This window comes from Pseudomonas sp. S2_H10 (assembly GCF_054668285.1).
This window is the reverse complement of the sequence record NZ_CP162754.1, coordinates 4,978,716-4,998,313: the sequence shown is the minus strand read 5'-3', so window position 1 is coordinate 4,998,313 and position 19,598 is coordinate 4,978,716. Positions and strand designations below refer to the sequence as shown.

Below are 19,598 nucleotides of genomic sequence, written 5' to 3'. Positions count from 1 at the left end.
GTCTTTTTCGAAAAAGGAAGTTGCCATGTTCCGCCCTACCCTTCGTTTCGCCGGCCTGTGTGCAGGCTTGATGATTTCTGCCAGCGCCCTGGCGCTGTCCCTCAGCGACCTGTCGCAGAAAGACGCCACCGGCGGACTCAAGGACGCACTGACCCAAGGCGCGCAACTGGCCGTGAAACAACTCGGCACCCCGGGCGGCTTCAGCAACAACCCCGACGTGAAAATCGAACTGCCGGGCAAACTGGGTAAAGTCGCCAGCAAAATGAAGCAGTTCGGCATGGGTGACCAGGTCGATGAACTGGAAACCAGCATGAACAAGGCGGCGGAAACCGCCGTGACCCAGGCCCAGCCGATCCTCGTCGATGCCGTGAAAAAAATGACCGTGGAAGACGCCAAGGGCATCCTCAGCGGCGGCAACGACTCGGCCACCCAATACCTGAACAAGACCAGCCGCGAACAGATTCGCGCCAAATTCCTGCCCATCGTCAAGCAAGCCACCGACAAGGTTGGCCTGGCCCAACAATACAACTCCTTCGCCGGCCAAGCGGCGACCATGGGTGTCGTGGATGCGAAGAACGCCAACGTCGAAAACTACGTTACCGAGCAAGCGCTGAATGGCTTGTTCGAAATGATCGGCAAACAGGAAGAAACCATCCGCCAGAACCCGGCGGCTGCGGCGACCAGTTTGGCGAAGAAGGTGTTTGGTACGCTCTGAGCCCCGAGAACCGCTGTGGTAGCAAGCCTGAACCGGTGCGCTGCATAGCAGTGAAGATGCGGCGGGTTTTGTCGAACTTAACTGACCTTCGCCTTTCCCGGAAACAAGGATGTTTCCGATCAATTCCGTCTGCGATTCGCCTTCTCACAGAGAGTTTTTCCTACCAAAGCTTGATTGCTTTGGGGATACGCTCAGCGCTCGTCATTTCGACGAACCAACGGATAAGGAAATCATTATGACGCAACATAGAATCAACGCGCTCTTGCACTTTCCTCCGGACTACGAAGTACCGGAAGGCTGCGACATCAATGTCAAAGTACAAAACATTACCGACAGAACTGTGCCGATCCTTCACGGCATATGGGGCAGTAATACACTACCCTCGGCACGTCCGATCAATTTCGATATCAGTGTCGATTCAAACCTGAATGCCGTCGGAAGTCGCTATGTCATCAACGTAAAAATCTCCCACCAGAACACCGCGCTCTTGCTGGATATAGATCGAGAATTCCACTGGGCAGGAGGGGATCACGATGCAGACATTTACTTGAGCCCCGTGGGCTACATCGCCGTGGAAAAGACCTGGATGCCGAGGATCGGTTACCCTGCCGACTCGAAACTGTATGTAAAGCTGATTGAACCCGTTAGCGATGAGAACGACGAGGCCCTTGTGTGTGAAGGAGTCGGCTTGACCGGGGAACCTAATTTCTATCTGAAATATGACCCGTCCATGATCAAACCGGGCCGACTTTACACGCTGGTCGGCTCATTTGAGACCTATGGCCCGCGCCAACTGTCGCTGGGACTTCATCCAGCGAAGCTGATACTGAAGCCTAATGATGTTGTTAATCTTCCAGGTTTCGGTGCCTCTACCTAAAAGCCTGCGGATCGACACTTGACGCAAGATCCACTTATTTCATGTCACAGGCGTCGGCAACAACCAAAAGCCCACTGACCTTCACAGGTTCAGCGGGCTTTTTCGTTGTGTTATTGCGGCGATTCAAGATGATCCAGCACACCGTTCACAGATAGCTGTGCCAGGACAATCATCTGCTGAATACCGAGCACCAGATTGCAGGTTGGACCGGTCAGGATGGACGACAATTCGGTTGCCATTACATTGGCTGAAGCGAGGGTTTCATAGGCATGGACCAGCAGGGTTTCGGAATCGACGCCTTGGCGGATGGTGAAAATTGGGCAGGGGCGGTTTGAAGTTTTCGTTTGTTTTTCGGATTCGGAGGCAGAGTTATCAGGACTGTCTTTGATCATTGCGAAGCTCCCAAAGTAGGCGCCTAACGACTATTCGCGGGCTTGCAGTCCCGGTCGCTGAATTGGCAGCGAACGGGCAAAGGCTAGAGATCGTGATTCCGACGGGCAAGCTGAAAGTCTTGTGGGAATGGTCTGAATGGTTGGCATTGGCGATAAACATTGTTGACTGTTGGGCAGCCTTCGCGGGCAAGCCCGCTCCTACAGGGGATTGGGTACATCTGTGAGGAATTGGTTGGCTGGCAGGCCGCCATCGCTAGCAAGCCAGCTCCTACAGTTGATCCGGGTATGCCTGCAAGAGATTGGTTGGCTGTGAGGCCGCCATCGCTGGCAAGCCAGCTCCTACAGAGGATCGGCGTACACCCACTGCTCTTCACCACTCTTCAGGCCGAGCGTTAGCTCGCCTGCAGCTCTTGATCTTGATCCACCCGCCCCCTCGGGAGGCTGAGTGGAGGTGTTCATCCGGGGATGGGCGCGCAGCGCCGTTCGACGCAGTCGAACTCATCGCATGTAGGTGCCAGCGAAGCCAACCGGAGGGCGATGCCCCCGGATGAATGCCGGAGCGAAGGAACCCCGAGCCTAAGCGAGGGGCCGTACGCAAGGGGCGAGACCTTTTGGTTCCTTTTGTGTCGTTTGACAAAAGGGACTCGCCGTAAGGGCGAAACCATAAGCCGCCGTTACCCAAGAAATGGATATACACCCAGTCAAACGGTCTCCTTCCTGACCCGAAACCAAGCCGCATAAAGCGCAGGCAAAAACAGCAGCGTCAACGCAGTCGCAACAATCAACCCCCCCATGATCGCCACCGCCATCGGCCCGAAAAACACGCTACGCGACAACGGAATCATCGCCAATACAGCAGCGAGAGCCGTCAGCACAATCGGCCGAAACCGCCGAACCGTAGCCTCGATGATCGCCTGCCAAGGCTTCAACCCGGCGGCAATATCCTGCTCGATCTGATCCACCAGAATCACCGAGTTACGCATGATCATCCCGGACAACGCGATAGTCCCCAGCATCGCGACAAACCCGAACGGCTGACGGAACACCAACAGAAACAGCGTCACCCCGATCAACCCCAGCGGCGCCGTCAGAAACACCATCGCCGTCCGCGAAAAACTGCGCAGCTGCAGCATCAGCAAGGTCAGCACCACCACGATGAACAACGGCACCCCGGCCTTCACCGAGTTCTGCCCACGCGCCGAATCTTCCACCGTGCCGCCGACATCCAGCAAGTAGCCATCGGGCAATTCAGCGCGGATCGGATCGAGGGTCGGCATGATCTGCTGCACCAGCGTCGCCGGTTGCTGCTTGTCATAGATGTCGGCACGCACCGTCACGTTGGGCAGGCGATTGCGGTGCCAGATGATGCCCTCTTCAAAGCCGTACTCCAGGGTCGCGATCTGCGACAGCGCTACGCTGCGACCGTTATCGGTCGGTACCGCCAGGCTTGGCAGCAATGACAACTCGGTGCGCTCATGCACGGTGCCGCGCAACAGGATCTCGATCAACTCGTTGTCTTCGCGGTACTGGCTGACGCTGGAACCGGTCAGCGAACTTTGCAGGAACTTCGACAGGTTCGCCGTGCTCACGCCCAGCGCCCGCGCGCGGTCCTGATCGATGTTCAGGTACACCACCTTGCTCGGCTCTTCCCAGTCCAGGTGGACGTTGACCACATGCGGGTTCTCGCGAACCTTGGCCGCGACCTTGCGCGCCAGCGCCCGCACTTCCTCGATGTGCTCCCCGGTCACGCGGAACTGCACCGGGTAGCCAACCGGCGGACCGTTTTCCAGGCGCGTGACCCGCGAGCGCAGCGCCGGGAATTGCTCGTTGAGGGTTGCGATCAACCAGGTGCGCAGGGCTTCGCGTTCCTCGATGGTTTTCGCCAGGACGACGAACTGGGCGAAGCTCGCCGCCGGCAGTTGCTGATCCAGCGGCAGGTAGAAACGCGGCGAACCGGTGCCGACATAGGCCACGTAATTGTCGATCCCGGCCTTGTCCTTGAGCAGCGCTTCGAGGCGCTTGACCTCGTCGGCGGTGTTGCTCAGCGAAGCGCCTTCGGCCAGTTTCAGGTCGACCATCAATTCCAGGCGACCCGATGCCGGGAAGAATTGCTGCGGGACAAACTTGAACAGCACGATGGACGCGATGAACAACACCACGGTCGCGGCGATCACGGTTTTGCGCCAGCGCACGCACCACTCCACCAGATTTCGCACGCGCTGGTAAAACGGCGTGCCATACGGATCGGGTTGGCCGGCACCGTGCTTGGCCGCGTGAATCTTCGCCAAGTCCGGCAGGAGTTTTTCCCCGAGGTACGGCACGAACACCACCGCGACCACCCACGACGCCAGCAGCGCGATGGTGACCACCTCGAAGATCGAACGGGTGTATTCACCCGTGCCCGATTGCGCCGTGGCGATCGGCAGGAAGCCGGCCGCGGTGATCAGCGTACCGGTGAGCATCGGGAACGCGGTGCTGGTCCAGGCGTAACTCGCGGCTTTGACCCGGTCGAAACCCTGTTCCATTTTGATCGCCATCATTTCCACGGCGATGATCGCGTCGTCCACCAGCAAGCCCAGCGCCAGTACCAATGCGCCAAGGGAAATCTTGTGCAGGCCGATGCCCAGGTAGTACATGCTGGCAAACGTCATCGCCAGCACCAGCGGAATCGCCAGGGCCACCACCATGCCGGTGCGCACGCCGAGGGAGAAGAAGCTCACCAGCAACACGATGGCCAGCGCCTCGACCAGCACTTGCACGAACTCGCCGACACCGGTTTTCACCGCCGCCGGTTGGTCGGAGACTTTGCGCAACTCCATGCCGGCGGGGAGGTTTTTCTGGATGCGGGCGAATTCGACTTCCAGCGCCTTGCCCAGCACCAGAATGTCACCGCCGTCCTTCATCGCCACCGCCAGGCCGATGGCATCTTGCGCCATGAAGCGCATGCGCGGTGCCGGTGGATCATTGAAACCACGCCGCACATCGGCCACATCGGAAATGCGGAAGGTGCGATCACCGACGCGGATCGGGAAGTTCTTGATCTCGTCGACCGTCTGAAAATTCCCCGTCACCCGTAGCTGCAATCGCTCGCTGCTGGTTTCGAAGAAACCTGCCGTGGACACCGCATTCTGCTCTTCAAGGGCTTGCTGGACGGCCGCCAGCGGCAAACCGAGGGTGGCAAGCTTGACGTTGGAGAGCTCGATCCAGATTTTCTCGTCCTGCAATCCCAGCAGTTCGACCTTGCCCACATCCTTGACCCGCTGCAGCTGGATCTGGATGCGGTCGGCGTAGTCCTTGAGCACCGCGTAGTCGAAACCCTCACCGGTCAGGGCGTAGATATTGCCGAAGGTGGTGCCGAATTCGTCGTTGAAAAACGGCCCCTGAATTCCCGGTGGCAGGGTATGACGGATGTCGCTGATCTTCTTGCGCACCTGATACCACAGCTCCGGGATCTCCACCGAGTGCATGGAGTCGCGGGCAATGAAGGTCACCTGGGATTCGCCGGGGCGGGAGAACGACATGATGCGTTCGTACTCGCCGGTTTCCATCAGCTTTTTTTCGATGCGCTCGGTGACCTGGCGCGAAACTTCCTCGGCAGTCGCACCCGGCCAGTTGGTGCGAATCACCATGGCCTTGAAGGTGAACGGCGGATCCTCGCTCTGGCCGAGCTTGGTGTAGGAAAGTGCGCCGACAATGGCCAGCAACAGCATCAGGAACAGCACGATCTGGCGATTACGCAGCGCCCATTCGGAAACGTTGAAGCGCATCGGGGCTTACTCCTTGTCCGCCAGATTGACCACGCGATTGGAGCGATCCACCGGGCGCACCTGCTGCCCCTCGAGAAGCACATGGACACCGGCGGCCACCAACCAGTCACTGGCGTTGAGCCCTTCGAGCACCGGTACGCTTTTCTCGCCGAAGGCACCCACGCGCACCGGGGTTTTCTTCAAGGTGTTGTTGGCGCTGACGACCCAGACATAGGTCACGCCGTTTTCCGCCGTCAGCGCAGACAGCGGAACGGACAGTGGCACCACGTCGGCGGCCTGCACGAACACTCGGGCGCTCTGGCCCAGCTCCACCGCAACCTTGCCGGATGTGAAGGCGATGCGCGCCGCGAAGGTACGCGACTTGGGGTCGGCGGACGGCGACAGCTCACGGATGCGCCCTTCGAAACGCTGGCCGGGCTGAGTCCAGAGCTCCACAAACACCGGTTCACCTACCTTGAAGCGGCCGAAATTCTGCTCCGGCAGGCTGATCAACACTTCACGCTCGCCATCGGTTGCCAGGGTGAACACCGTTTGCCCGGCAGCCACGACTTGCCCTACTTCCACCAGACGCTTGGCCACGACGCCGTCCTGCGGCGCACGCAACACGGCGTAGCTGGCCTGGTTATTGGAAACGTTGAATTCGGCTTTGATCTGCTTGAGGCGCGCTTCACCGGAGCGGTAGAGGTTTTCGTGATTGTCGTACTGCGAACGGCTGACGAGCTGACGCTCCATCAGGGTTTTATAGCGATCCCGCTCGGCGCGCACCATGCTCAGATTGGCTTCGGCGGCAGCGACCTGAGCGCGTGTGGCCTCCAGCTGCAGGCGCACGTCCTGCGGATCGAGCTCGGCCAAGGGTTGATCGGCCTTGACCCGCTGCCCTTCCTCGACCAGTCGTCGGCTGACCTTACCGCTGATGCGGAACGCCAGATCCGGCTCGTAACGCGCGCGCACTTCACCGGGATAACTTTCCATGGCCTGTGCCGAAGGCTCTGGCTGGACCACCATGGCCGGGCGCACGCTGACCTGCGGCACCTCCTCGGAACCACACGCAGACAATAAAAAAGCCAGGGTGACTGGCAACGCGAGGGGCAAGGCATAGCGGAACATGGTGAAGGACCTTTCGCTAATGGTGCTTGGAATAATTATACTGAGCAGTATGTTATTAATAGCAAACTCACCAGTCCAGTAATAAAAACGAATATGCCAAACAATCTTTCAGCACCCAATGGCCCAGGCAGACCCAAGGATCTGGTCAAGCGCCAGGCGATTCTCGATGCGGCGAAAACGCTGTTTCTGAGTAAGGGTTATGCCAATACCAGCATGGATGCCGTTGCAACCGAAGCCGGTGTGTCAAAGCTGACGGTCTATAGCCACTTCAACGACAAGGAGACGCTGTTCTCCGCTGCGGTGATGGCCAAGTGCGAGGAGCAGTTGCCGACGCTGTTCTTCGAACTGCCGGAAGGCGTGGCCGTGGAAACCGTACTGCTGAACATCGCACGCGGTTTTCATCACCTGATCAACAGTGATGAATCAGTGAACCTGCACCGCTTGATCATGGCCTTGGGCAGTCAGGACCCGAAACTCTCACTGATTTTCTTCGAGGCCGGGCCTCAGCGCATGCTGCACGGTATGGAACGCTTGTTGAGCAAGGTCAACGAAAGCGGCGCATTGAGCATCGACAAACCGCACAATGCAGCAGAACACTTCTTCTGCCTGCTCAAGGGCGCAGCGAATTTCCGGCTGCTCTTCGGCTGTGGCGAGCCATTGGACGACGAGGCCGCCGAGAGTCATGTGCGCGAAGTGGTGGGGTTGTTTATGCGGGCGTATCGGCCGGAGCAGGCCTGACAGATATTGGCTGGCTGATCTGACGCCTTCGCGGGCAAGCCCGCTCCCACAGGGTCCGAGGTGATCCCAAGTCTTGGGCCCGGCACAAAACCTGTGGGAGCGTGGCTTGCCCGCGATGAAGGCGACTCGGTCTTAAGGCTTCAAAGCTTTCTTCGGATAAATGTCATACCGACTGGACTTGCCATCCAGCGCATGACTCGGCTTCGGCCCTTCGATGCACGGCGCCTTGCGCGGACGCTTGACCACCACCCGGTGGCTGGCCAGCGCCAACGCGGCTTCGAGCAATGCCGGCGCATCCGGGTCATCGCCCACCAGCGGCCGGAACAGGCGCATTTCCTTCTTCACCAGCGCGGTTTTCTCGCGGTGCGGGAACATCGGGTCAAGATAGATCACCTGCGGGGGCTCGCCCTCCCAGTTGCGCATCACCTCGATCGAGTTGCCCTTGAGCAAGCGCATGCGCGCCACGATCGGCGCCACGTCAAAATCTTCCGCACCTCGGGCCAGGCCATCTTCCAGCAAGGCGCCGATCAGCGGCTGACGCTCGATCAGGCTCATCTCGCAACCGAGGCTGGCCAGCACGAACGCATCCTTGCCCAGCCCCGCCGTGGCATCCAGCACCCGCGGGCGCACGCCTTGGGCGACGCCGACAGCCTTGGCGATCATCTGCCCGCTGCCGCCACCGTACAACCGGCGATGGGCCGCCCCGCCCTCGACGAAGTCCACCCGCACCGGCCCCGGCGCATCCGGCCCCAGCTGTTGCAGCTGCAAACCCTGCTCGCCCACCTGCAAGGCAAACTCGCCGTCCGCCACTTGCATCGGCAAGCCCAGGCGCTCGGCCCATTGCTCGGCTTGTGGCTCGAAAGCCGCGTCCAGGGCCTGGACATGGATGCGGCAGGCGGCAGGTTGATCAATCATCGGAAAACACGCTCAAAAAATTAATGATCGGCAAAAACTGCCGATAACAAAACTATCGAGCATTTTGCCAGAGCTGAGCGTCGACCGAGAGAAATGTCAGACATTCAACCCACAATCACAGGTTTTATCTCGCCCTACGGCGACTACAACCTGCGAAACACCCAGGCACTGAGCGGCGTCAGCCACATCTGGCAGGATTTCTTTGCCCGAGCGCTGGCCGAACAGTCGGGTGAAGTACTGCCGCAATCGTTGAATTTCCCACCGGTCGACCTCGAAAGCCCGGTTGAGCCTACCGTTGGCAGCGACCTGCTGGCGCACATCGTGTCCCAGCGCGAATGCGATGTGCAGGACAACGTGGTCCGCCCGCCCGAGCCACTGTTCCTGCCGATTGCCGAATTCGAAACGGACCTGGCCGACAAGCCATTCCCACCGTTCCCGGCGGATGAAATCGTCGCCCAGCAAAAACAACAGGACTTCGAAAGCGGTTGGGTACGCCCGATCGTGCTCAACGCCGGTCAGCCGCTGCCGAACGCTGGCCCTGCCGCGCAACCGCGTCCGCTGCACCTGCCCATAGCCGAATTCGAACTCGATCTGCTCGACAAGCCGTTCCCGCCATTCTCCCCGGAAGAACTGGCGGAGCAGCAGAAACAATTCGATTTCGACAATGGCTGGGCGCGCCCGATCATCCTGCAGAACCTGCGCATCGCCGCCTGATCCTCAGTCGCGCCCTCTTCCCTCAGCCTTTGAAAAACTGATTGGCCTTCTGGTACGGCATCGACCGGGACGTGAAGCCGAACGTGCCCGACGCCTGGATTTCTTCAGCGGCACGCATGAACTCGCCATACGCCGCCAGTGCCAGCGCCGAACCGACGCTGATGCGCTTGACGCCCATTTCAGCCAACTCCGCGACCGTCAGCTTCAAGCCGCCCGACATCAACACATTCACCGGCTTCGGCGCCACGGCGCGCACCACCGCCAGCACCTCCTCGGCACTGCGCAGGCCCGGCGCATAGAGCACATCGGCACCGGCCTCGGCGAATGCCTGCAAGCGGCGGATGGTGTCGGCCAGATCGGGATTGCCGTGCAGGAAGTTTTCCGCCCGGGCGGTCAAGGTGAAGGGGAACGGCAAGCTGCGAGCGGCAGCCACAGCAGCCTCGATCCGCGCGACGGCGTGTTCGAAGCAGTAGATCGGGCCGTCTTCACGGCCGGTGGTATCTTCGATCGAACCACCCACGGCGCCGGCCTCTGCTGCGCGCAAAATACTTTTGGCGCAATCGGCCGGGTTGTCGGCAAAGCCGTTTTCCAGGTCGACGGCAACCGGCAAGTCGGTGGCGGCGACAATCGCCTGAACGTTCATCAGGGTGTCGTCGAGGGTCAATCCGCCATCGGCACGGCCCTGGGAAAAGGCATAACCGGCGCTGGTGGTCGCCAGCGCCTCGAAGCCGAGGCTGGCCAGCATTTTCGCCGAACCGGCATCCCAAGGATTGGGAATTACAAAAGCCCCGGGGCGTTCGTGAAGGGCTTTGAATGCCTGGGCTCGAAGGGTTTGCGCATCCATTGGGCAGGCTCCTGAAGAGGGGAAGAAATCCGCCTCAGAGCAGGCCAAGTTGCTCGGCGACGGGTTCTCTGTATAGCTCAGGCAGCGCCGGCAAGCCAGGCAAACGCAACATCAGCCTGGCGTGAAAACGCTGCGCCAGCTTCGCCGCCAGCAGATTGTCGGCCGTGTGCAGGAAGATATAGGGGGTGCGGCCCTCTTCGATCCATGCCGCGATTTTTTCAACCCACGGCTCCAGGAACGGATCGTTGGCCTCGAGCGTCGGATGGCCGATGAAACGCACCTGCGGGAACTGCGTGAAGGCCGCCGGGCGTGGCGGGACGCGGGGTTTCTTCGACTGGGCGTGGAGCACCGAAGGTTCGGTCGATGTGCAACTGAACAGCGCTCGGGGGTCGAGACAGATGCGCTCGACACCGCGATCCAGCAGCAGACGGTTGAGCATGCGCTCGCTGTCGCCCTTGGCGAAAAAATCGTCATGGCGCACTTCCACGGCCAGCGGCCGCTGCAAGGCATCGATAAAGCCCGCCAGTTCGGGCAAGCGTTGGGGCGTGAAGCTTTTCGACAGCTGCAACCACAGCGGCGACACCCGTTCACCGAGAGGGTTGAGTAACTGCAGGAAGGTCTCGGCGGCGGTCAGCTGCTCGCGCAGATCGCCACCGTGGCTGATCTCGCGGGGAAACTTGGCGGTGAAGCGAAAGTGCGCGGGCATGGTTTCAGCCCAGCGTTCTACGGTGCTGGCAGCCGGGCTCGCGTAGAAGGTCGTGTTGCCTTCTACGGCGTTGAATACCTGGCAATAGAGATCAAGAAAATCGGCGGTTTTGGCGTGCGGCGGGTACAGGTAGTCGCGCCAGGCGTTTTCGCTCCAGGACGGACAACCGAGGTAATACGGCAGCGCCATCAGATGTACAGGTCGAGGCCCAGCACATCCGCTTCCCAATCGACAAAACCGGCGGTGCTCAGGTAGCTGGCCAGGGCCGTGGCCACGCTTTTGCTCATGGCACGGTGGTAAATCATGTCTTGCTGGCGGGCGGGAAGGTTGCTCAGTTTTTGCGCAGAGGCTTTGGCGGCACGGGCAGCCAGTTGCTCTTCAGTCGGGAACTCCAGTTCGCCTTCGATATCGATGGCGTCGTCTTCTACCACGCGGCCTTTGCGAGGTTTGCGCTTGATGGGATAGGACTGAGAGGAAACGCCGTCTATACGCATAGGTGCATGCTCGGAATCAGTGATGGCAGTTTAGTGGCGCAAAACCCACTTCGCAAACCGCCGAGTGATAACTAGAACACATAAAAGGCAAAAGGTTTAAAAGCTGGGGTTAGAAACTGATGATCGGCTGCGCCCGATAGATCGCCATCGCGGGCAAGCCCGCTCCCACAAGGTTCAGCGCAAATCCCTGTGGGAGCGAGCCTGCTCGCGATTGGACCAGCCCGGTCCAGCAAATTATCGAGCTTTAGGCGTCGCCACTTTATCGCGCAGGTAAACCGGCTGCGCCTCGTCCGCCACGATCGCCTCGCCGCGCTCCCAGGCAAACCGCGCCAGGGTCAGCAGGTCTTGGGCATGGGGCAACATGCCCGCGGCCTGCCCGCTCAGGCTGACGGCGATACGTTCGCCATAACCCCAACCGGTGCCCGCGCCGAACCACTCGCCGTCGGCATCGACCGGCAGTGCGGCGGACTCCGGCGGCAGTACCGCTTCGGCGCCGACCAGACGCATCTCCCCGGCCGTTTCGCGGTAGCAACCCCAATACACTTCATCCATGCGCGCATCGATGGCCGCGGCGACCTGCGTGGCGCCGTGTTCACGCAATGCACGTTGCGCCAGCACCGCCAGGTTCGACACCGGCAGCACCGGGCGATCCAGGGCAAACGCCAGGCCTTGCACCACGCCGATGGCGATGCGCACGCCGGTGAAGGCACCCGGGCCACGGCCAAACGCGATGGCATCGATCGCTTGCAGGGTGGTGCCGGCATCGGCCAGCAATTGCTGGATCATCGGCAACAGCTTCTGCGCATGCAGGCGCGGGATCACCTCGTAATGGCTCGTGACCTTGCCGTCATGCAGCAAGGCAACGGAGCAAGCTTCAGTCGCGGTGTCCAGGGCCAGCAAGGTGCTCATCGATGTATCCACAAGAGTGATCGGAAAAAGTGCGTCAGTATAAACAACTACGGCCCGCAAGCGGGCCGTGGATGATGCAGCAGGTCAGACTTTTCAGCTCAGGGCTGCAAGCACCTTGGCGGTGATCGCTTCAACCGAACCGACGCCTTCGATATGGCTGTACTTCGGCTTGCCGTTGGCAGCCGACAGCTTCTGGTAGAAGTCCACCAGCGGCTTGGTCTGGGAGTGGTAGACCGACAGGCGATGACGCACGGTTTCTTCGGTGTCGTCCTTGCGCTGTACCAGCTCTTCACCGGTGACGTCGTCTACGCCAGCCACTTTCGGCGGGTTGTAGACGATGTGGTACACGCGGCCGCTGGCCTCGTGAACACGGCGACCGGCGATACGCTGGACGATTTCTTCGTCTTCGACGGCGATTTCAACGACCGCGTCCAGCTCGACGCCGGCAGTCACCAGGGCTTCAGCCTGGGGAATGGTGCGCGGGAAGCCGTCGAACAGGAAACCGTTGGCGCAGTCGGACTGGGCGATGCGGTCCTTGACCAGTGCGATGATCAGGTCATCGGATACCAGGCCGCCGGCATCCATGATGCTCTTGGCCTTGATGCCCAGCTCGGTGCCGGCCTTGACCGCTGCACGCAGCATGTCACCGGTGGAGATTTGTGGAATGCCGAATTTTTCGGTGATGAACTTAGCCTGAGTACCTTTACCGGCCCCGGGAGCTCCCAGCAGAATGACGCGCATCGATGTGCTCCTCAATTTTTTATATGGATAACGTCAGATTCGCCTCGTGGGGCCAATCTCAAAAATAGGGTCGTGACCGCCCAAACGGCCAAAGGCTGATCAAGATACACAGCAGGCTGCGCCCACACAAGACGCCGAAAGTCGGAGAAACCGCTGCTTCTTGCGACCGTTGCGCGCAGTTTCCCAAGTCGCAACCCCATCATTAACTGTCGCATGACAGCACTTTTCAAGCCGTCCTGCGGCGGCATCCGGCTCACTTGCCGGATGCCTGAGGCCACGGCAAAAACCTTAGCCGGTGTTACGCAAACCGGCGGCAATCCCCGCCACAGACACCAGCAAGGCCTGTTCTACCGGGCTGCCCTGCGCCACGTCCTGCACTCGTGAACGGGCCAGCAACTCGGCCTGCAATAGATGAAGCGGGTCGAGGTAGGTGTTGCGCAAGCGGATGAACTCAAGGGTCGCAGGGCTATGTGCCAGCAGCTGCGACTGACCGGTCAGGCCGAGAACGATGGTGCACGCCTGCGACAATAGGTCGCGTAAGTGCGCACCCAATGGCAGCAGATTCGGCTCGACCAGACGCTCGTCGTAAGACTGCGCGATGTCGGCGTCGGCCTTGGCCAGGACCATTTCCAGCATGTCGATGCGGGTGCGGAAGAACGGCCACTGCTCACGCATTTGCCCCAGCAACTCGCCTTCGCCGCGCTCCAGTGCCTTGCTCAGGGCGGCTTCCCAACCCAGCCAGGCGGGCAGCATCAGGCGCGTCTGGGTCCAGCCGAAGATCCACGGAATCGCCCGCAGGCTTTCGATCCCCCCGGCCCGACGCTTGGCCGGACGACTGCCCAGCGGCAAACGCCCCAGTTCCTGTTCCGGCGTCGATTGGCGGAAGTACTCCACGAACTGCGGGTTTTCCCGCACCACGGCGCGGTAGGCGCTGACACCGTCTGCGGCCAGCTCGTCCATCAAATGGCGCCACTCGGGGGTAGGCGGCGGCGGAGGCAACAAGGTCGCCTCCAGCACGGCAGCCAGGTACAGATTGAGGTTCTGCTCGGCGATGTCCGGCAGGCCGAACTTGAAGCGAATCATTTCGCCCTGTTCGGTGGTGCGGAAACGCCCCGCCACCGAACCCGGTGGCTGCGACAGGATCGCCGCGTGGGCCGGGCCGCCGCCACGTCCCACGGTGCCACCGCGACCGTGGAACAACAGCAGCTCCACTTGCTGTTCACGGCAAATGTCCACCAGTCGCTCCTGCGCCCGGTACTGCGCCCAGGCCGCCGCGGTGGTGCCGGCGTCCTTGGCCGAGTCGGAGTAGCCGATCATCACTTCCTGCGGCCCTTGCAGGCGCGCGCGATAACCCGGCAACAGCAGCAGTTTCTCGATCACCGGCCCCGCGTTGTCGAGGTCGGCCAGGGTTTCGAACAGCGGCACCACGCGCATCGGCCGCAACACCCCGGACTCCTTGAGCAGCAATTGCACGGCGAGTACATCGGAAGCCGCGCCGGCCATGGAAATCACATAGGAACCGAGGGATGCCCCCGGTGCAGCGGCGACTTCCCGACAGGTTGCCAGCACTTCGGCGGTGTCGGCGGATGGCTTGAAGTACGCCGGCAACAAGGGACGACGATTGCTCAATTCACGCATCAGGAAGGCGATGCGCTCCTCCTCGCTCCAGTCTTCGTAACGACCCAGGCCCAGGTAGTCGGTGATTTCAGTCATTGCAGCCGAGTGCCGCGACGAGTCCTGGCGCACATCCAGGCGAACCAGGAACAGGCCGAAGGTCACCGCCCGACGCAGGCAATCGAGCAACGGCCCGTCGGCGATCACACCCATGCCGCACTCGTGCAGGGAGCGATAGCAAAGCTCCAGCGGATCGAGCAGTTCACGGTTGTTCTGCAGCACATCGACCGGTGCCGGGGTCGACGTCGACAAGGCGGCGTGTGCCCAGTTGCGTGTTGCCCGCAGACGTTCACGCAGCTGTTTGAGCACGGCCCGGTAAGGCTCGGCGCTCTCGCCCGCCCTCGCTTTCAATTCATCGCTGGCCTGCTGCATCGACAGTTCAGCGGCCAGGTGATCGACATCGCGCAGGTACAGATCGGCCGCCATCCAGCGCGCCAACAGTAAAACTTCCCGGGTTACCGCCGCCGTCACGTTCGGGTTGCCGTCGCGGTCGCCGCCCATCCACGAGGCGAAGCGAATCGGTGCCGCCTCCAGTGGCAGGCGCAGGCCGGTGGCGTCGTGCAGGGCCTGGTCGGCCTTGCGCAGGTAATTGGGAATGGCCTGCCACAGCGAATGCTCGATCACCGCGAAACCCCACTTGGCCTCGTCCACCGGCGTCGGACGCGTGCGGCGGATTTCTTCGGTGTGCCAGGCTTCGGCGATCAGGCGCTGCAAGGTGGTCTTGATCTGCCCACGTTCGGCAGCGGTCAGGTCACGGTGGTCCTGCGCCGCCAGTTGCGCGGCGATGGCGTCGTACTTCTGGATCAGTGTGCGGCGTGCCACTTCGGTCGGGTGCGCGGTCAGTACCAGCTCGATCTCCAGCCGGCCCAGTTGCCGGGCCAGCGCCTCGGCGCCATGCCCCTCGGCGCGCAGGCGGGCGAGCAACTCCGGCAGCACCCGGGCTTCGAAAGGCGCCTCCCGGGATTCCTCACGGCGGTGAATCAACTGGTATTGCTCAGCGATGTTGGCCAGGTTGAGAAACTGGTTGAACGCCCGCGCCACCGGCAGCAATTCATCTTCGGATAACTGATTGAGGCTGGCGCTGAGTTCGGCGTCCATGGAGCCGCGCCGGTCAGCCTTGGCGCCCTTGCGGATCTGCTCGATCTTGTCGAGAAAATCATCGCCATATTGCTCACGAATGGTATTGCCCAACAGCTCACCCAACAGGTGAACATCCTCGCGCAAGCGTGCATCAATATCGGTCATCAGCAGGTCTCCAGCAAAAAATCCGGGCGGCTACGAACCTAGAGAGTGCCGCCCCAGACGGGTTCTTACAAGCAAGACGACGAAGGGCCTGTAAACCTTGCCTGTTGAAGCTAGTCTGAAGATAAGCCGCACAATGGCTGTCGCCACACTCACCCTGCCTGCCACGAGCGGGAGCGCAATGAGGTCTATATGAAAATCCGCGAGCTTGCCCACCACTGGGAAGAAAACGCCAAGGGTCGCCTGACCGATACCGGCTACTCGATTCATCTGGATATGGAGTCCGCCGCCCGGCTGGCCGCGATCGTCGAGATGTACCCCAAACGGCATCCCGAAGAACTGCTCGGCGATCTGATCGGCGCCGCCCTGGAGGAACTGGAAAGAAGCTTCCCGTACGTCAAGGGCTCGACCGTGGTCGCCACTGACGAAGAAGGTGATCCGCTGTACGAAGACGTCGGGCCAACCCCGCGTTTTCTGGCACTGTCCCGCCGGCATCTGCACGATTTATCGATGCCTGAGGACAAACAGAAACACTGACTCCTTGCCCGTCCCCCCTCCAGTGTGGGAGCGAGCCTGCTCGCGATGGTCGTTAACAAAACCGCGTGGCGTCTGAATAAACGCGGCGTAGTGAAGCCCATCGCGAGCAGGCTCGCTCCCACAACTTTGCGCTTTAGAGCCCTGTCGACTCGATCAAGGTTTTTTCGATAGCCGGCTAATTTCTCTGAACTTTCAAAAAAAGCCTCGGGTCAACCCAAGTAACCACACCTGGGACGAGCGTTTCAAAACACCCCGCAATTGATGGTTTCAGCGCCCTGCCCAGGATGGAATGAAAAGCTTTTCAGGAGTCAGCCCAATGGAGTTGAAGACCATGAAATCCCGAACCGATACATTCTCGTTTCCCCCATCGCGCGGCCTCAAGCTGGCGGCGCTGGCCCTTGGCAGCAGCCTGCTCCTGGCCGGTTGCGCCGGCAACCCGCCGACCGAGCAGTACGCGGTCACCCAATCAGCCGTCAACGACGCCGTCAGTGCGGGCGGCACCGAGTTCGCCGCCGTGGAAATGAAAACCGCGCAGGACAAACTCAAACAAGCCGAAATCGCCATGCACGACAAAAAGTACGACCAGGCCCGGATGCTCGCCGAGCAGGCCGAGTGGGATGCGCGCGTGGCCGAACGCAAGGCCCAGGCGATGAAAGCCGAACAGACACAGAAGGATTCGCAGCAAGGCGTTCAGGAACTGCGTCAGGAAAGCCAGCGCACCGTTCAGTAACGGCGCGGCCAGACGTACTTCTTCAATCGACTCAAAGGACGACATCATGAATTCCCGACAATTAATGATCCCTGCCCTGCTGGCTGCCAGCGTTGCACTGGCGGCTTGCTCTACCCCTCCGAACCCCAGCCTGGAACAGGCCCGCAGCAACTACGCCGGCCTGCAGGCCAACCCGCAAGCGAGCAAAGTCGCAGCCCTGGAAACCAAGGAAGCCAGCGACTATCTGGACAAGGCCGACAAGGCCTACCTGGACAAGGAGGATGCGGCCAAAGTCGACCAGCTCGCCTATCTGACTAACCAGCGCGTCGAAGTGGCCAAGCAAACCATCGCCCTGCGCACCGCTGAAGCCAATCTGAAAAACGCCTCCGCACAACGGGCCCAGGCGCGTCTGGAGGCTCGAGACCAGCAGATCAAACAGCTGCAGAACAGCCTCAATGCCAAACAGACCGAGCGCGGGACGCTGGTGACCTTTGGCGATGTGCTGTTCGCCACGGACAAGGCCGAGCTGAACTCCAACGGCATGATGAACATCAACAAACTGGCGCAGTACCTCCAGGAAAACCCCGACCGCAAAGTGATTGTCGAGGGTTATACCGACAGCACCGGTACGGCGTCGCACAACCAGTCGCTGTCGGAACGGCGCGCACAATCGGTGCGTACGGCGCTGGTGAAGATGGGCGTCGATCCCGCGCGAATCGTGGCGCAGGGGTACGGCAAGGAATATCCGGTGGCGGACAACACCAGCACCTCGGGCCGGGCGATGAACCGTCGGGTGGAGGTGACTATTTCCAATGACAATCAACCGGTGATGCCGCGTTCGGCGATTAGTGCCACACAGTAATTGCAGGTGATAAACAACGGCCCTGCCCGGCTTGCTCAGGCAGGGCTTGCTGGCACTGTCACTTATGACAGTAGTCAAGATTTAATACACAGCTTAGTTTGGCTCCACGCACCCTTCTAAGTGCAAAGGAGCAAATACTATGCGTCGGGCCATGCTGTTTTTCCTGTCAATAACTCTGGCGGGGTGCATGCTATCTGAAACACCTTCAAACTCTCCCCCTTTCAAGGACTTTGAGTATGGCGAGAGCGACGCCATACCTAACGAACTACCCTTACCCAACGAAGGCATCAACCAGCGACCTGTGACAGGCGTCAAAACGGTTCTGGTCAGTGTGGTGCACTGGCAAGATGGAGACAGCCTGAACGATCCCTTGATCGAGAAACATACACTTTCCGACGATCCCGATTCGTTGCGCTCTTACATTCTGGCCGCCTCGCAGGGAAAGTTGACACTCAATGGTCAAGTGATCACCTACACCTCCGGCCCTCGACCGGAGATTTGCAAAAGCGGTACGCCAATGCCAATGTCCCTCGCGACCTCGGAAGGTGATAAGGCGGCAAGAGCAAACGGGCTTGACCCTGCCAAGTTCGATTTCCTGATTAACCTGATTGATTGTGGAGGGGCTGGATCAGCGCTACAGCCGGGTCGGATAATCGGTGTTTACGGCCAATCTCTCAGCCCACACGTTTACAAGCACGAGTTTGGCCACAGCCTGGGTTACGCCCACGGCAGCACATACATCAAATGCCCGAAAGACGGCGAGACTGTCAGCGCTCCGGAAGGATGTACAACAGTCGGGTACGGTGACACGGGGGATTCGGTTTCAGGAGGTGGAACACTCTATCCAGCCTTCAATCGTTGGTATTCCGGCTGGCTTGATGAAGTGCAGGCTACAACGATCAAAACAACAGGTCTCTATCGTCTCGGCGTTCTCGGCAGCGGCAACCCTCAGTTGTATCTCATCGAACGTCCGGGCAACGGTGCAAGAACAAGAAATTATTTATCACTGGAGTATCGTAAACCGACGACCTTCGACAACTTTCCACCTGAGGACAACAGAGTCACAGGTGTATGGGCAAGATACAGCACTCTTGTTTACTACAGCAGCTACATGGTCAATGCCCAACTTGATGGCACACCGGAAACGGCGACTACGTCCGATCCGACATTACAACCAGTCAGAACATTGGTGGATGACGATGCCAAAATAAAAGTAAGAGTTTGCTCCACCGAAACGACTGGGGCCTCGATCGCGGTGTCTGTCGACGGAGAAACATTACCTGCCTGTGAGACTCCCCTCATAAGTTCCCCACTACAGGGCGCAGTTACCGGTCCATTCCCGATATTTTCCGGTAGATCTTTATTACCTGGAGCTACAGTTACTGTAATTTCCAACGGCAATCCCGGTGATGTGCTTGCCACCACCATGGTGGATGCTCTGGGACATTGGTCGGTTCGCTCAAATAAAGAGCTGAGAAGGGGCACAAGATGGATTCAAGCAGGCGAATCACTGCAGGGCCTGCCCAGCAAGTGGAGTGAGGGCCGTAGTTTCCATGTTATCGATCGTTGAGCGAAACGAATACAATGCCCGGAAATCAGGAGTTCAGTGCCTGTATGTTATTTCAATACCCTGACGCCCGGTAAATCGGAAGGCC

Annotated in this window: 18 protein-coding genes; 8 read left to right on the top strand and 10 right to left on the bottom strand. The window is 60.1% G+C overall.

Translation table 11 applies throughout. The features are described 5' to 3' along the window. The first annotated feature begins 25 nt into the window (after positions 1-25). Together AB4O16_RS22365 and AB4O16_RS22360 are read left to right on the top strand one after the other, a co-directional pair. A complete protein-coding gene (locus tag AB4O16_RS22365) occupies positions 26-715 on the top strand; it encodes a DUF4197 domain-containing protein (RefSeq protein ID WP_160389913.1) in 690 nt (229 codons plus the stop codon). Positions 716-824: 109 nt separating this feature from the next. Continuing rightward, positions 825-1,592 (top strand): hypothetical protein, encoded by a 768-nt coding sequence (locus AB4O16_RS22360; protein ID WP_460155835.1) that lies wholly within the window; start codon positions 825-827, stop codon positions 1,590-1,592. Positions 1,593-1,702: 110 nt separating this feature from the next. On the opposite strand, the gene AB4O16_RS22355 is transcribed toward AB4O16_RS22360, so the two are convergent. From AB4O16_RS22355 to AB4O16_RS22345, 3 genes are all read right to left on the bottom strand, one after another. Further along, a complete protein-coding gene (locus AB4O16_RS22355; protein ID WP_160389912.1) occupies positions 1,703-1,984 on the bottom strand; it encodes a DUF6124 family protein in 282 nt (93 codons plus the stop codon). Between the two features lie 701 nt (positions 1,985-2,685). Beyond that, positions 2,686-5,751 (bottom strand): efflux RND transporter permease subunit, encoded by a 3,066-nt coding sequence (locus AB4O16_RS22350; protein ID WP_460155834.1) that lies wholly within the window; start codon positions 5,749-5,751, stop codon positions 2,686-2,688. Between the two features lie 6 nt (positions 5,752-5,757). Further along, positions 5,758-6,858 carry an efflux RND transporter periplasmic adaptor subunit gene (locus AB4O16_RS22345; protein WP_460155833.1) on the bottom strand — a complete coding sequence of 367 codons (1,101 nt, stop codon included), beginning with the start codon at positions 6,856-6,858 and terminating at the stop codon, positions 5,758-5,760. 93 nt (positions 6,859-6,951) lie between these two features. On the opposite strand from AB4O16_RS22345, the gene AB4O16_RS22340 reads away from it, so the two are divergent. Further along, positions 6,952-7,596 (top strand): TetR/AcrR family transcriptional regulator, encoded by a 645-nt coding sequence (locus AB4O16_RS22340; protein WP_160389905.1) that lies wholly within the window; start codon positions 6,952-6,954, stop codon positions 7,594-7,596. Between the two features lie 132 nt (positions 7,597-7,728). Here the strand turns inward: AB4O16_RS22340 and AB4O16_RS22335 are convergent, their stop codons facing one another. Continuing rightward, positions 7,729-8,511, bottom strand: coding sequence for a class I SAM-dependent methyltransferase (locus AB4O16_RS22335; RefSeq protein ID WP_460155832.1), 783 nt, complete (start codon positions 8,509-8,511; stop codon positions 7,729-7,731). A gap of 93 nt (positions 8,512-8,604) precedes the next feature. Between AB4O16_RS22335 and AB4O16_RS22330 the strand changes: the two genes are divergently transcribed. Next, positions 8,605-9,225 (top strand): energy transducer TonB, encoded by a 621-nt coding sequence (locus AB4O16_RS22330; RefSeq protein ID WP_460155831.1) that lies wholly within the window; start codon positions 8,605-8,607, stop codon positions 9,223-9,225. 22 nt (positions 9,226-9,247) lie between these two features. Here AB4O16_RS22330 and AB4O16_RS22325 read toward each other — a convergent pair whose 3' ends face one another. The 6 genes from AB4O16_RS22325 to ppc form a co-directional block, all read right to left on the bottom strand. Next, complete coding sequence (locus tag AB4O16_RS22325; RefSeq protein WP_460155830.1) at positions 9,248-10,069, bottom strand: isocitrate lyase/PEP mutase family protein; 822 nt, start codon at positions 10,067-10,069, stop codon at positions 9,248-9,250. A gap of 34 nt (positions 10,070-10,103) precedes the next feature. After that, positions 10,104-10,964: a DUF72 domain-containing protein gene (locus AB4O16_RS22320; RefSeq protein ID WP_460155829.1), complete on the bottom strand. Its 861-nt coding sequence runs from the start codon at positions 10,962-10,964 to the stop codon at positions 10,104-10,106. Then, the gene (locus AB4O16_RS22315) at positions 10,964-11,269 is read right to left on the bottom strand and encodes a hypothetical protein (protein WP_057716196.1); all 306 of its coding nucleotides are present in this window, start codon (positions 11,267-11,269) and stop codon (positions 10,964-10,966) included. Before AB4O16_RS22315 ends, AB4O16_RS22320 begins: the two co-directional genes overlap by 1 nt. 234 nt (positions 11,270-11,503) lie before the next feature. Then, on the bottom strand, positions 11,504-12,178 hold the full coding sequence (gene tsaB / locus AB4O16_RS22310; protein ID WP_460155828.1) for a tRNA (adenosine(37)-N6)-threonylcarbamoyltransferase complex dimerization subunit type 1 TsaB: 675 nt from the start codon (positions 12,176-12,178) through the stop codon (positions 11,504-11,506). A gap of 93 nt (positions 12,179-12,271) precedes the next feature. Next, the gene (adk, locus tag AB4O16_RS22305; RefSeq protein WP_160389898.1) at positions 12,272-12,919 is read right to left on the bottom strand and encodes an adenylate kinase; all 648 of its coding nucleotides are present in this window, start codon (positions 12,917-12,919) and stop codon (positions 12,272-12,274) included. A gap of 288 nt (positions 12,920-13,207) precedes the next feature. Next, positions 13,208-15,838 (bottom strand): phosphoenolpyruvate carboxylase, encoded by a 2,631-nt coding sequence (ppc, locus tag AB4O16_RS22300; protein ID WP_460155827.1) that lies wholly within the window; start codon positions 15,836-15,838, stop codon positions 13,208-13,210. A gap of 189 nt (positions 15,839-16,027) precedes the next feature. Between ppc and AB4O16_RS22295 the strand changes: the two genes are divergently transcribed. The 4 genes from AB4O16_RS22295 (at position 16,028) to AB4O16_RS22280 (ending at position 19,513) form a co-directional block, all read left to right on the top strand. Beyond that, the gene (locus tag AB4O16_RS22295) at positions 16,028-16,372 is read left to right on the top strand and encodes a pilin assembly protein (RefSeq protein WP_150717894.1); all 345 of its coding nucleotides are present in this window, start codon (positions 16,028-16,030) and stop codon (positions 16,370-16,372) included. A gap of 316 nt (positions 16,373-16,688) precedes the next feature. Beyond that, complete coding sequence (locus tag AB4O16_RS22290; protein WP_160389896.1) at positions 16,689-17,102, top strand: DUF4398 domain-containing protein; 414 nt, start codon at positions 16,689-16,691, stop codon at positions 17,100-17,102. A 46-nt stretch (positions 17,103-17,148) separates the two neighbouring features. Next, the gene (locus AB4O16_RS22285; RefSeq protein WP_460155826.1) at positions 17,149-17,943 is read left to right on the top strand and encodes an OmpA family protein; all 795 of its coding nucleotides are present in this window, start codon (positions 17,149-17,151) and stop codon (positions 17,941-17,943) included. Between the two features lie 139 nt (positions 17,944-18,082). Then, positions 18,083-19,513, top strand: coding sequence for a metallopeptidase domain-containing protein (locus AB4O16_RS22280; RefSeq protein ID WP_460155825.1), 1,431 nt, complete (start codon positions 18,083-18,085; stop codon positions 19,511-19,513). The last annotated feature ends 85 nt before the right edge of the window (positions 19,514-19,598 follow it).

Bases quoted from the DNA above. Each gene is read 5' to 3' on its own strand.
- AB4O16_RS22365 (WP_160389913.1), top strand. From the start codon at position 26: ATGTTCCGCCCTACCCTTCGTTTCGCCGGCCTGTGTGCAGGCTTGATG.
- AB4O16_RS22360 (WP_460155835.1), top strand. From the start codon at position 825: ATGTTTCCGATCAATTCCGTCTGCGATTCGCCTTCTCACAGAGAGTTT.
- AB4O16_RS22355 (WP_160389912.1), bottom strand. From the start codon at position 1,984: ATGATCAAAGACAGTCCTGATAACTCTGCCTCCGAATCCGAAAAACAA.
- AB4O16_RS22350 (WP_460155834.1), bottom strand. From the start codon at position 5,751: ATGCGCTTCAACGTTTCCGAATGGGCGCTGCGTAATCGCCAGATCGTG.
- AB4O16_RS22345 (WP_460155833.1), bottom strand. From the start codon at position 6,858: ATGTTCCGCTATGCCTTGCCCCTCGCGTTGCCAGTCACCCTGGCTTTT.
- AB4O16_RS22340 (WP_160389905.1), top strand. From the start codon at position 6,952: ATGCCAAACAATCTTTCAGCACCCAATGGCCCAGGCAGACCCAAGGAT.
- AB4O16_RS22335 (WP_460155832.1), bottom strand. From the start codon at position 8,511: ATGATTGATCAACCTGCCGCCTGCCGCATCCATGTCCAGGCCCTGGAC.
- AB4O16_RS22330 (WP_460155831.1), top strand. From the start codon at position 8,605: ATGTCAGACATTCAACCCACAATCACAGGTTTTATCTCGCCCTACGGC.
- AB4O16_RS22325 (WP_460155830.1), bottom strand. From the start codon at position 10,069: ATGGATGCGCAAACCCTTCGAGCCCAGGCATTCAAAGCCCTTCACGAA.
- AB4O16_RS22320 (WP_460155829.1), bottom strand. From the start codon at position 10,964: ATGGCGCTGCCGTATTACCTCGGTTGTCCGTCCTGGAGCGAAAACGCC.
- AB4O16_RS22315 (WP_057716196.1), bottom strand. From the start codon at position 11,269: ATGCGTATAGACGGCGTTTCCTCTCAGTCCTATCCCATCAAGCGCAAA.
- tsaB (WP_460155828.1), bottom strand. From the start codon at position 12,178: ATGAGCACCTTGCTGGCCCTGGACACCGCGACTGAAGCTTGCTCCGTT.
- adk (WP_160389898.1), bottom strand. From the start codon at position 12,919: ATGCGCGTCATTCTGCTGGGAGCTCCCGGGGCCGGTAAAGGTACTCAG.
- ppc (WP_460155827.1), bottom strand. From the start codon at position 15,838: ATGACCGATATTGATGCACGCTTGCGCGAGGATGTTCACCTGTTGGGT.
- AB4O16_RS22295 (WP_150717894.1), top strand. From the start codon at position 16,028: ATGAAAATCCGCGAGCTTGCCCACCACTGGGAAGAAAACGCCAAGGGT.
- AB4O16_RS22290 (WP_160389896.1), top strand. From the start codon at position 16,689: ATGGAGTTGAAGACCATGAAATCCCGAACCGATACATTCTCGTTTCCC.
- AB4O16_RS22285 (WP_460155826.1), top strand. From the start codon at position 17,149: ATGAATTCCCGACAATTAATGATCCCTGCCCTGCTGGCTGCCAGCGTT.
- AB4O16_RS22280 (WP_460155825.1), top strand. From the start codon at position 18,083: ATGCGTCGGGCCATGCTGTTTTTCCTGTCAATAACTCTGGCGGGGTGC.